Consider the following 9701-nt stretch of genomic DNA (forward strand, 5'->3'; position numbering starts at 1 on the left):
GAGCGGCGTACCTGCGCATCACATTCTACCACTTTGTCCCGCGTCGACAATCATACGCGGACGAAGCAAGATAGTGTGAACAAGACTTCTTGAAAACACCTGAACATTACGCCCCCGGCGCCGACCGCGCCGGGGGCGTGCGCCTCACCAGCCTTCGAGCACGATCTTGCCCACCGTGCGCCCACTCTCCAGAGCGGCGTGGGCGCGCTTCAGGTTCTCCACCGTGATCGGCCCGTAATGGGCGCCGAGCGTGGTGCGCACGAGGCCCTCGTCCACCAGGCCGGCCACCTCCGCCAGCAGGCGGTGCTGGGCGATCATGTCGTCGGTCTCGAACATGGAGCGGGTGAACATGAACTCCCAGGCCAGCGCCGCGCTCTTCTGCTTCAGCAGCGCCACGTCGAGGGCGCCGGGATCGTCGATCACGCACACCGTCGCCTGCGGGCGCAGCACCGCGGCGATCTCGCGCCAGTGCTTGTCCGTGGCGGTGAGGGAGAAGATGGCGTCGGCCTGCGGCAGGCCGATGCGCGCCATCTCCTCGCTCAGGGGCTTGGAATGGTCGATGACATGATGGGCGCCTAGCTCGCGCACCCATTGCGCGCTCTCCGGCCGCGAGGCGGTGCCCACCACGGTGAGCGCGGTGAGCCGGCGCGCCAGCTGCACCGCCATGGAGCCGACGCCGCCGGCCGCGCCGACGATCAGCACCACGCCATGGTCGCCGGTCTTGCCCACCGCCAGCTTCAGCCGGTCGAACAGGCCCTCGAACGCGGTGATGGCGGTGAGCGGCAGCGCGGCGGCCTCGGCAAAGCCCAGCGTGCGCGGCTTCAGCGCGGCAATGCGCTCGTCCACCAGATGCAGCGGCGCGTTGGTGCCGGGCCGGGTGATGCTGCCGGCATAATAGACCTCGTCGCCCGGCTTGAAGAGGCGCGCCTCCGCGCCCACCGCCTTCACCACGCCGGCGGCGTCCCAGCCGAGGATCACCGGCGCCTCGGCGGTGCCCTGGCGGCGCATGCGCACCTTGGTGTCCACCGGGTTCACCGAGACCGCCTTGACCTCCACCAGCAGGTCGCGCGGACCGGGAACGGGATCTGGCGCCTCGAAGGCGAACAGCGCGCGCGGATCGGTGATGGGGAGGGACTCGACATAGCCGATGGCCTGCATGATGGTCTCCGGGTTCGGGGGCCGGGCGGCCCCTGGCATTGCCTTGCCCCTCCATGTCGTCGAAGCGGCCGGAGGCGCAAGACGGCACAATCTGGTCGCGTGGTATCATCGCTGATACCCGACACTTGCGGATCTCTTCCATGGCCAGGCGCCATTTCAGCTATCAGGGCACGGGATGCCCGGTCGAGGCGGCGCTCGAGATCATCGGCGCCAAGTGGAAAGGCGGCACCGTCTTCCACCTGCTCGGCGGCGAGCTGCGCTTCTCGGAATTGCGCCGGCGCATGCCGAACGTCACCCAGCGCATCCTGTCCAAGGCGCTGAAGGAACTGGAGGCCGACGGCGTGGTGGCGCGCACGGTCTATCCCGCCGTGCCGCCGCAGGTGGGCTACCGGCTGACCGAGAAGGGCGAGAGCCTCAGGCAGGCGGTGCTGGCGCTGGCGGCGTTCGGGCGCGGCCATCTGGTGGCCGAGGCGGCGCCCGCATGCCCCCTGCCCGCCCCCGAAGGCGGGCGCGCGGCGGCGGAATAGTCCCCTCAGGCCACCGCGCGGGTTTCGTCCGGTCCGCCTCTGTCGCGCGCCGCCTTCACGTCGCGCGCCGGCGACAGGCCGAACATGCGGCCATATTCGCGGGTGAACTGGGGCACGCTCTCATAGCCGACCGCGAACGCGGCCCCGGCGGCGGCCGCGCCCTCCTGCAGCATCAGCCGCCGCGCCTCGATGAGGCGCAGCTGCTTCTGGAACTGCAGCGGCGAGAGCGTGGTCACGGCCCGGAAATGCTGGTGGAAGGTGGACAGGCTCATGCCCGCAGCCGCGGCGAGGCGCGCCACCGGCACCGGGCGGGCGAACTCCGCGCGCAGGATCGCCACCGCCCGCGCCACGCGCTGGGCGTGGCCGTCCGGCCAGCCGAGCTGGCGGATGGCCGATCCGTGCCGCCCCGCCAGCAGCCAGTAGTGCAGTTCCCGCAGCATTTGGTCCCGCAGAACGGGCAAGGCCTGCGGACGATCGAGCAAGCGCAGCAGGCGCAGCGCGGCTGCGCTCACCTCGGCATCCGTGGGCTCGGCGCGCACCGGCGCGGGATCGGCGATGCGAGCCGCCGCCATCTCCGCGCTCAGCTCGGTGACGAGGCCGAGGTCCAGCTCCAGCACGAGCGAATAATAGGGCCGCGCCGGGCTCGCCTCGGTGATGCGGCTCGCCACCGGGACATCGGCGGTGATGATGAGGCTGTCCCCGGCGGAAAAGGCAAAGTCCCGGCCGCCCTGGGTGACGTGCTTGCCGCCCTGGACCACCAGGCACACCAGCGGGCGCAGGATGTCGTGCGCGATCTCGGTCGGCGCGAGCGAGGTGAGGGTCATCAGCCCCGGGATCGGCGTGGTGGCGACGCCGGCGGCGCCGGCATGGGTGACGGCGTGGGCGACGGCATGGGCGCGGACGGCTTCGAGCAGGCTGGTCATGGCGCGAAGACTAGCGCAACGGCGCCACGCGCGCATCTGGGGTGCACCCGCCACGCAGCTACCGCCCGCGCCTTCCGGAGGATCAGGCAAGCAATCGCGAGGTTCCGACAACAGGACGGGCGCGGCCGGGGGCATAACCGCCGCATCGAAACACCCGCACCGGAGACCGGCAATGACCTCGGCGACGTCCCCCAAGATCACCCTCATCACCGGCGGCAGCCGCGGCCTCGGCCGCAACACCGCCCTCGCCATCGCCCGCCGCGGCGGCGATGTCATCGTCACCTATCACAGCCGCGCCGACGCGGCGCAGGAGGTCGTCGCCGAGATCGCCGCCATGGGCCGCAAGGCGGCGGCGCTGAAGCTCGACACCGGCGCTGTCGCGGGCTTCGCCGACTTCGCGGCGGCGCTCAAGGCGACGCTCAGCGAGACGTTCGGCCGTTCGACCTTCGACAACCTCGTGAACAATGCCGGCCATGGCGACTTCAGCCCGCTCGGCGAGACGCAGGAGGCGACGTTCGACCGGCTGGTGGACGTGCACCTGAAGGGCGTGTTCTTCCTCACCCAGGCGCTGCTGCCGCTGATCGCGGACGGCGGGCGCATCGTCAACATCTCGTCCGGGCTCACCCGCTTCTGCTATCCCGGCTACAGCGCCTATGCGGCCATGAAGGGCGCGGTGGAGGTGCTCACCCGCTACCTCGCCAAGGAACTGGGCCCGCGCGGCATCGCGGTGAACACCGTGGCGCCCGGCGCCATCGCCACCGACTTCGGCGGCGGCGCGGTGCGCGACAATGCGGAGATCGGCGACCACCTCGCCGCCATCACCGCGCTCGGCCGCGTCGGCGTGCCCGACGACATCGGCCCGATGATCGCGGGCCTGCTCGGCCCGGAGAACCGCTGGGTGAACGCCCAGCGCATCGAAGTGTCCGGCGGCCAGGGCCTCTGAGCCGTCCCCCCGGGGGCGGTCCCCGGCCTCAGCGGCCGAGCGCCGCCTCCAGGCGGTCGGCGACCGTCTTCGCCACCTTCACGCGGGCATAGAGCTTGTCCTCGGCCTCCACCATCGTCCAGGGCGCGGCGGTGGTGGAGGTGCGGTCCACCATCTCGGTGACGGCCGCCTCGTAGAGCGGCCACTTCTCGCGGTTGCGCCAGTCCTCCGGCGTCAGCTTGAAGCGCTTGTAGGCGATGGTCTCGCGCGCCTCGAAGCGGCGCGCCTGCTCCTCGGGACTGATGGCGAGCCAGAACTTCACGACGATGTAGCCGGCGCTCGTCAGCTCATCCTCGAAGTCGTTGATCTCGCCATAGGCGCGGCCCCAGTCCGCGGGCGAGCAGAAGCCCTCCACCCGCTCCACCAGCACCCGGCCATACCAGGAGCGGTCGAAGATGGCGGTGTGCCCGAGCGCCGGGATGCGCCGCCAGAAGCGCCACAGATAGGGCCGCGCGCGCTCCTCGTCGCTGGGCGCGGCGACCGGATGGACGCGGAAGCGGCGCGGGTCGAGCGCGTGGCGCAGGCGCATGATGGCGGAACTCTTGCCCGCCGCGTCGCTCCCCTCGAACACCACCACCAGCCCGCGCTTCTCGAATGCCGGCGCGGTGGTGAGGCGGGTGATGCGGTGCTGCGCCGCGCTCAGGTCCTCGCGATAGGTCTTCTCGTCCAGCGCCTTGGAGAGATCGAGCGTGGACAGAATGGAGAATTGCGGCAGACCGTGCGGCACCTCCGCCGGGTTGGCGGGCGGCGGGCGCGGCGCGGGATCGGGCGCCGGCGCGGTGTCCATGGCGCGCAGCATGTCCAGCAGGACCGTGCCGGCCATGGCGTCGCGATACTCGCCGTCCACCGCCGGCACCACATGCCAGGGCGCGGCCGGGGTGGAGGTGAGGCGCACCACCTCCTCGGCCGCGTTCCACAGGCGCTCGCGCTCCTTCGCGGTGTCCACCTCGGTCCACTGGCGCACCACCGGGCGGGCATACTGGCCCTTCTCCAGCGCCTTGAGGCGCGCCTGCGCCTCGTCGGCGCCGAGATAGAGCCACAGCTTGAGGATGCTCACGCCCTCGGCTTCGAGCATGGCCTCATAGCGGCGGACGCCCTCCAGGGTGGCGGTGAAGGCGGAGCGGCCGATCTTGCCCAGCGCCCGGTCCACGAGCGCGGTCTGGTACCAGGAGCCGAGCATGATGCCGATCTCGCCGTATCCCGGCAGATCGCGCCAGTATTTCCAGGCCGGCGGATGGGTCAGCGCGTTGGTGGTGGGGGCGTCATAGGTCAGCGTCCGGAGCTTGCGGGCGTCGAGCCAGCCGTAGAGCCGGTTCAGCACCGCCCCCTTGCCCGAGCCGTCCGGGCCGTGGATCAGCACCAGCAGCGAGCGGCGCTTCTGGTCGATCAGCTGGAACTGGGCGTTGAGCAAGTCTTCCCTGAGCGCCGGCTCCAGCGTCTTGAAGCTGGCCTTGTCGAGCCTGTGCTCGAACTTGGCGGATTCGAACATTGGCCGGCCCTTTCCTAATCCGTGGCCGCTCAGGCCGAGGCCACCTTCTGTACGCCGGAGGACGGCACCTTCACCAGCGCTTCGCCGTCCAGCACCACCTCGTCGCCCACCCGGCAGACGCAGGAGAGCCGGGCGCGGAACTTCTCGGGGATCAGCTCCAGCACCTTCACCTCCACGTCCACCGTGTCGTCGATGCGCACCGGGGCGCGGAAGTTGAGGGTCTGGGAAATGTAGATCGCCCCCGGCCCGGGCAGCCGCGTGCCGAGCACGGCGGAGATCAGGCTCGCCGTGTAGAGCCCGTGGGCGATGCGCCCGCCGAACGGCGTCTTCGCCGCGAAGTGCTGCGACAGGTGGATGGGGTTGCGGTCCCCCGTCAGCTCGGCAAAGCCGACGATGTCCGAGGAGGAGACGGTCTTCGAGATGCGCTCGGCGCGGCCGACCGCGAGGTCCTCGAAATAAAGGTTCTGCAGTTCGAGAAACATGGCGCGCGGCTCCTCCGGAACAAGGGGCGCGCAGAGTAGTGCGGGCGCGGGGAAGAGGGAAGCGAGAGGAAGGAAGGGGGGCGGCGGCTGCAAAGAGGCGATCGTCCGCTTCGCGGAACTTTCCCCTGGACCCCGGCTCGGCGCTCCGGCTGCGCCGTCGCTGGGCCGGGGAACGGGCGGGCAACGCCGGCGCTGCGCTGGTGACGGGCGCGGCCCTCGCGTCCCGGCCGACTGGAGCGGCGCATAGCGCTGCGGAAGGAGAGCCGGGACCCAGCGCAAGGACTTCGCCGCAGGCGTCCCCCTCACCCGAACGCGGCGTAGCCCAGGACCTTGGCGTCCGTGACCTTGCGGCCGACGCGGCGAAACACGCCGATGCCCTCGCGCGAGCCGCCGTCATTGGTGTTGCCCTCGATGGTGGAGAGCAGGCCGTTGACGTTGGCGGCGACGATGCCCGCATGGCCGGTGCCGCCGTCGAGGCCGAGGAAGAACACCATGCCTGCCGTCACCAGCGAGGGGTCGCGCGCCGCCTCCTGCGCGGTGACGACGCGCACGCCGGAAGCGATCTTGCCGGTCTGCTGCCAGGACGTGCGCACATGGCCGGTGGCGGGCACGCGGTTCGGCACGCCGAGCGCCCCGGCTGCGCCGGCGAAGCACCAGTGGACGAAGGCCATGCACCAGGGATTGCCGCCCTTCAGGCCGACGCTGCTCAGATAGGCCTCCACCTGCGGCCCGCGATTGCTGCCGGGGGGCACTTCGCGCACGTCGATCTCGCCCTCGGCGATCTCGATCACCGCCGAGGCGAGGTCGGCCTCGCGCTTGCCCACCCGGAAACTGGGTTTCACCCATTCGCTGTCGATGGACAGCGGGCCGAACAGCGCGCCCCACGTCTTCGGGCCGACGATGCCGTCGATCTCCAGCGGCACGCCCTCCAGATCCGCCGCGCGGGACTGGAACAGCTGGACGGCGAAGTGGGTCGGGGTGTCGAAGGCGCCGCTGGGTGCGCCGGGCGAGGCCCCCATCTGCGCCAGGCGCTCCTGCACCTTGCGGATGGCGGCCTTCTCCCGGCTGCCGGGCAGCAGATATTTGCCGGGAAAGCGGGGCGGGTCGCCGGGGACATCCACGGCGCTGCCGTCGTCGGCGACGTGCGGCGTCGGACGGGCGACCTCGTCGGGCGCGTCGGGCTGCGTGAAGCCGAGGCGCGCGGCGACTTCGGGCGCATCCTCCACCAGCGCGCTCAACAGGGTCATCGCGCCGCACTGCTGGCTCACCGCATCGGGCGAGAACACCCCGTCGGCGATGAACTTGCCGCGCGTATAGGCATTGGAGAAGCTCCACAGATAGGGGCTCTTCACGTGCGGGTAGCGGCGCCGGTAGCCGAAGCCGTTATAGCGCTCCAGCGCGAAGGCGATCCCGGGCACGGTCCAGTCGGTCCATTGGTCCAGCCGGTCGAAGGCAAGCGCGTCCGCTGCGCTCTCCTCCCAGCTGTAGGCGTCGCCCTGCGCCGGCGCCGCCTTGGGCAGGCCGGCCGGAACCCGCACCGTGCGGGCGGTCAGCAGGTCGCCATTGTGCAGGTGGCTGCGGAACGAGCCCGACGCCTCCAGATTGTGGATCAGCGCCACCACGAACCAGGGCACGCCGGCGGCCGCCTCCACCGCGGCGTAGCGCGCCCGGTTGGCCGGCAGGAGGATGCGGGCGGCGAGGCGCCCCACTTCCTCGCGCCGGCTCGGACTGACCACGAGACCGGCGAACAGCGCCGCATATTCCTCCTGAAGCCGGGAATCGAACGCGACCGCCATGGCGCTGCCCTCGGATGCGAATTTCCGAAGGCAAGCGTTTCCACGGATCGGAAGCCAATGCAACCTATAAGTGATTTTTAGATATAATGCACCTTATAGGAGCATCACCCCTCGTCGCCCTTCAGCTTGCGCATGAGGGCTTCCAGCTCGGCGTCCTTCTCCTTGGGCAGGACCACGTTGACGCGCACCAGCATGTCGCCGTGGCCACCCGTGGCGTTGGGCAGGCCCTTGCCGCGCAGGCGGAACAGGCGCCCGCCCGAGGTCCAGGCCGGCACCGAGAGGTCGACCGCGCCGGCGAGCATGGGCACGCGCACCTTGGCGCCGAGCACCGCGTCGGGCAGCGGCACGTCCACCAGCTGGCGCAGATCGTCGCCGTCGCGCTCGAAGGTCGGATGCGGCGCATAGGCGATGGTCACGTAGGCGTCGCCCGGCGGGCCGCCCATGGGGCTCGGCTCGCCCTGCCCCTTCAGGCGCATGCGATGGCCCTCGCGGGTGCCGGGGGCGATCTTGATGTCGATCTGCTTGCCGTTCGGCAGGCCGACGCGCTTGGACGCGCCCTCGGTCGCCTCCTCGAAGCTGACGGGCAGCGAAATTTCCATGTCCGCCCCCGGCTGGGGCGCGAAGCCCCCGCCCGCGGAACGGCGCTGGCGGCCGAAGCCGAAGATGTCGCCGATATCCTCGAAGCCGCCGCCCGCCTGGCCGCCCGGACTCGCGCCGCGCCGGCCCGCGCGGCGCATGCCCTCGGGACCGAAGGAGAAGCTCTCGAAGATGGTGTCGCCGTCGAAACCGGAGAAGCCGCCGGGACCGCCCCCCGGCCCGCCACGCCCGCCGCCGAAGCCGGCGAACTCGGGTGCGCGGGGCTTGCCCTCGGCGTCGATCTCGCCGCGGTCGTACTGGCCGCGTTTCTCCTTGTCCTCCAGGATCTCGTGGGCCGTGTTCAGTTCGGCGAACTTGTCCTGGGCCTTCGGGTCGTCCTTGTTCGCGTCCGGATGCAGCTTCTTGGCAAGCCGCCTGTAGGCACGCTTGATCTCGGCCTCGTCGGCGCTCTTCGACACGCCGAGGACGTCGTAGGGATCACGCATGAAGTCTCACCTCGCCGGCCGGCACTCAAGCGGCCAGCCGCAACAAACATGTGGGAGGCGGGGCTTGAAATGCAACGGCGAAGGTCAGGCGCGCCCCAGAATTCGCACCTGGTTCAGCACGAAGCCGGAGCGCGCGCGGCAGGCCTCGCCCTGGACCCAGCGGTCGCCCATCTTCGCATCCACCACCGAGATCATGAAGTCGCGGCAGCCGGCGCGCTCGGGACCGATGGGGGTGGCGGTGCCGCTGGCGCCGCTCGTCTTGTTCTCCCAGGGGATCGAGGGGTCCTTGTCGCGCGAGGTCAGCGCCTGGTCGAGCGCCGCCTTGGCCTCCACCCAGTCGGGTTCGGCGATGCCCTTGGGCGCCGCGCCCTGGGGCAACGGCGCGGAGACCGGCGTCACATGCGGGCGCACCGAGCCGGTGATGAGCTGGTCGTCCGGCGTGCCGAGCGTGGAGCAGCCCGTCGCCGCCAGGGCGAGGCACAACAGCGCGGCGCCGAGAATGCCGCGTCCGCGACGCTGCGCGAGGGCTTCGCGCGCGGCCGGCGCGCTTCTATGATGGGGCACCTGCCGGCTCTTGACGAGGCCGGTTACGGCAAAGGACGGCACGAGGGGCTCCCACATGACGACAAGCGAGACCATGGAAGCCCACAACCCCTTAACATCCGGTGATTTTACCGAGGCGTCGGAGCCTTTTCGGCTGTTTTCCGCCTGGCTGGAGGACGCCACAAAGTCCGAGCCGAACGACCCCAACGCCATGACGCTCGCCACCGTGGACGACACCGGCCTGCCGGACGCGCGCATGGTGCTGCTGAAGGGGCTGGACGATCGCGGCTTCGTCTTCTTCACCAACACCGAAAGCGCCAAGGGCCGCGAGCTGGCGGCGGTGCCGAAGGCGGCGCTGGTGTTCCACTGGAAGTCGCTGCGGCGGCAGGTGCGGGTGCGGGGCGCGGTGGAGCAGGTGAGCGAACAGGAGGCGGACGCCTATTTCGCCACCCGCCCGCGCCTGTCGCAGATCGGCGCCTGGGCGAGCCAGCAGTCGCGTCCGCTGGAGGGGCGATTCGCGCTGGAGGCGGCGGTGGCCGCCACCACGGCGCGCTACGGCCTCGGCACGGTGCCGCGCCCGCCGCACTGGACCGGCTTCCGCATCGTGCCGGTGGCGATCGAGTTCTGGCACGACCGCCCGTTCCGCCTGCACGACCGCGTGGTGTTCCGGCGCGGCAGCGAGGACGAAAGCTGGGTGCGCACGCGGCTTTATCCCTGAG

10 protein-coding genes are annotated in these 9701 nt (G+C 70.9%); 3 read left to right on the forward strand and 7 right to left on the reverse strand.

Annotated features, from left to right (window positions below; all coding sequences use genetic code 11):
* Window positions 1–144: 144 nt before the first annotated feature.
* Window positions 145–1158 carry a zinc-binding alcohol dehydrogenase family protein gene (locus D9R14_RS07825; RefSeq protein ID WP_121622773.1) on the reverse strand — a complete coding sequence of 338 codons (1014 nt, stop codon included), beginning with the start codon at window positions 1156–1158 and terminating at the stop codon, window positions 145–147.
* Between the two features lie 140 nt (window positions 1159–1298).
* Between D9R14_RS07825 and D9R14_RS07830 the strand changes: the two genes are divergently transcribed.
* The gene (locus tag D9R14_RS07830) at window positions 1299–1685 is read left to right on the forward strand and encodes a winged helix-turn-helix transcriptional regulator (protein ID WP_121622774.1); all 387 of its coding nucleotides are present in this window, start codon (window positions 1299–1301) and stop codon (window positions 1683–1685) included.
* Window positions 1686–1690: 5 nt separating this feature from the next.
* Here D9R14_RS07830 and D9R14_RS07835 read toward each other — a convergent pair whose 3' ends face one another.
* The gene (locus tag D9R14_RS07835) at window positions 1691–2608 is read right to left on the reverse strand and encodes an AraC family transcriptional regulator (protein WP_121622775.1); all 918 of its coding nucleotides are present in this window, start codon (window positions 2606–2608) and stop codon (window positions 1691–1693) included.
* Between the two features lie 172 nt (window positions 2609–2780).
* Here D9R14_RS07835 and D9R14_RS07840 point away from each other — a divergent pair, with 172 nt between their 5' ends.
* Entirely contained in the window at window positions 2781–3551 is a 771-nt protein-coding gene (locus tag D9R14_RS07840) for an SDR family oxidoreductase (RefSeq protein ID WP_121622776.1), read from the forward strand.
* 28 nt (window positions 3552–3579) lie between these two features.
* Here D9R14_RS07840 and pap read toward each other — a convergent pair whose 3' ends face one another.
* The 5 genes from pap to D9R14_RS07865 all read right to left on the reverse strand — a co-directional run bounded on the left by pap (window position 3580) and on the right by D9R14_RS07865 (window position 9078).
* Window positions 3580–5079 carry a polyphosphate:AMP phosphotransferase gene (gene pap / locus D9R14_RS07845; RefSeq protein ID WP_121622777.1) on the reverse strand — a complete coding sequence of 500 codons (1500 nt, stop codon included), beginning with the start codon at window positions 5077–5079 and terminating at the stop codon, window positions 3580–3582.
* A gap of 29 nt (window positions 5080–5108) precedes the next feature.
* Entirely contained in the window at window positions 5109–5561 is a 453-nt protein-coding gene (locus D9R14_RS07850; RefSeq protein WP_121622778.1) for a MaoC family dehydratase, read from the reverse strand.
* Between the two features lie 302 nt (window positions 5562–5863).
* A complete protein-coding gene (locus D9R14_RS07855) occupies window positions 5864–7357 on the reverse strand; it encodes a peptidoglycan-binding protein (RefSeq protein ID WP_121622779.1) in 1494 nt (497 codons plus the stop codon).
* A gap of 104 nt (window positions 7358–7461) precedes the next feature.
* Window positions 7462–8439: a DnaJ C-terminal domain-containing protein gene (locus tag D9R14_RS07860; protein ID WP_121622780.1), complete on the reverse strand. Its 978-nt coding sequence runs from the start codon at window positions 8437–8439 to the stop codon at window positions 7462–7464.
* An 84-nt stretch (window positions 8440–8523) separates the two neighbouring features.
* Entirely contained in the window at window positions 8524–9078 is a 555-nt protein-coding gene (locus D9R14_RS07865) for an RT0821/Lpp0805 family surface protein (protein WP_121622781.1), read from the reverse strand.
* Here D9R14_RS07865 and pdxH point away from each other — a divergent pair.
* Window positions 9059–9700, forward strand: a complete 642-nt coding sequence (pdxH, locus tag D9R14_RS07870; protein ID WP_245420637.1) for a pyridoxamine 5'-phosphate oxidase — start codon at window positions 9059–9061, stop codon at window positions 9698–9700. The two genes, D9R14_RS07865 and pdxH, sit on opposite strands and share 20 nt — an antisense overlap.
* The last annotated feature ends 1 nt before the right edge of the window (window position 9701 follow it).

Origin of the sequence: Xanthobacter tagetidis (assembly GCF_003667445.1) — a bacterium.
Lineage (GTDB): Bacteria > Pseudomonadota > Alphaproteobacteria > Rhizobiales > Xanthobacteraceae > Xanthobacter > Xanthobacter tagetidis.

Excerpts from the sequence above, each read along its gene's own strand:
- D9R14_RS07825 (WP_121622773.1), bottom strand. The coding sequence starts at position 1,158 with ATGCAGGCCATCGGCTATGTCGAGTCCCTCCCCATCACCGATCCGCGC.
- D9R14_RS07830 (WP_121622774.1), top strand. The coding sequence starts at position 1,299 with ATGGCCAGGCGCCATTTCAGCTATCAGGGCACGGGATGCCCGGTCGAG.
- D9R14_RS07835 (WP_121622775.1), bottom strand. The coding sequence starts at position 2,608 with ATGACCAGCCTGCTCGAAGCCGTCCGCGCCCATGCCGTCGCCCACGCC.
- D9R14_RS07840 (WP_121622776.1), top strand. The coding sequence starts at position 2,781 with ATGACCTCGGCGACGTCCCCCAAGATCACCCTCATCACCGGCGGCAGC.
- pap (WP_121622777.1), bottom strand. The coding sequence starts at position 5,079 with ATGTTCGAATCCGCCAAGTTCGAGCACAGGCTCGACAAGGCCAGCTTC.
- D9R14_RS07850 (WP_121622778.1), bottom strand. The coding sequence starts at position 5,561 with ATGTTTCTCGAACTGCAGAACCTTTATTTCGAGGACCTCGCGGTCGGC.
- D9R14_RS07855 (WP_121622779.1), bottom strand. The coding sequence starts at position 7,357 with ATGGCGGTCGCGTTCGATTCCCGGCTTCAGGAGGAATATGCGGCGCTG.
- D9R14_RS07860 (WP_121622780.1), bottom strand. The coding sequence starts at position 8,439 with ATGCGTGATCCCTACGACGTCCTCGGCGTGTCGAAGAGCGCCGACGAG.
- pdxH (WP_245420637.1), top strand. The coding sequence starts at position 9,059 with ATGACGACAAGCGAGACCATGGAAGCCCACAACCCCTTAACATCCGGT.
- D9R14_RS07865 (WP_121622781.1), bottom strand. The coding sequence starts at position 9,078 with ATGGTCTCGCTTGTCGTCATGTGGGAGCCCCTCGTGCCGTCCTTTGCC.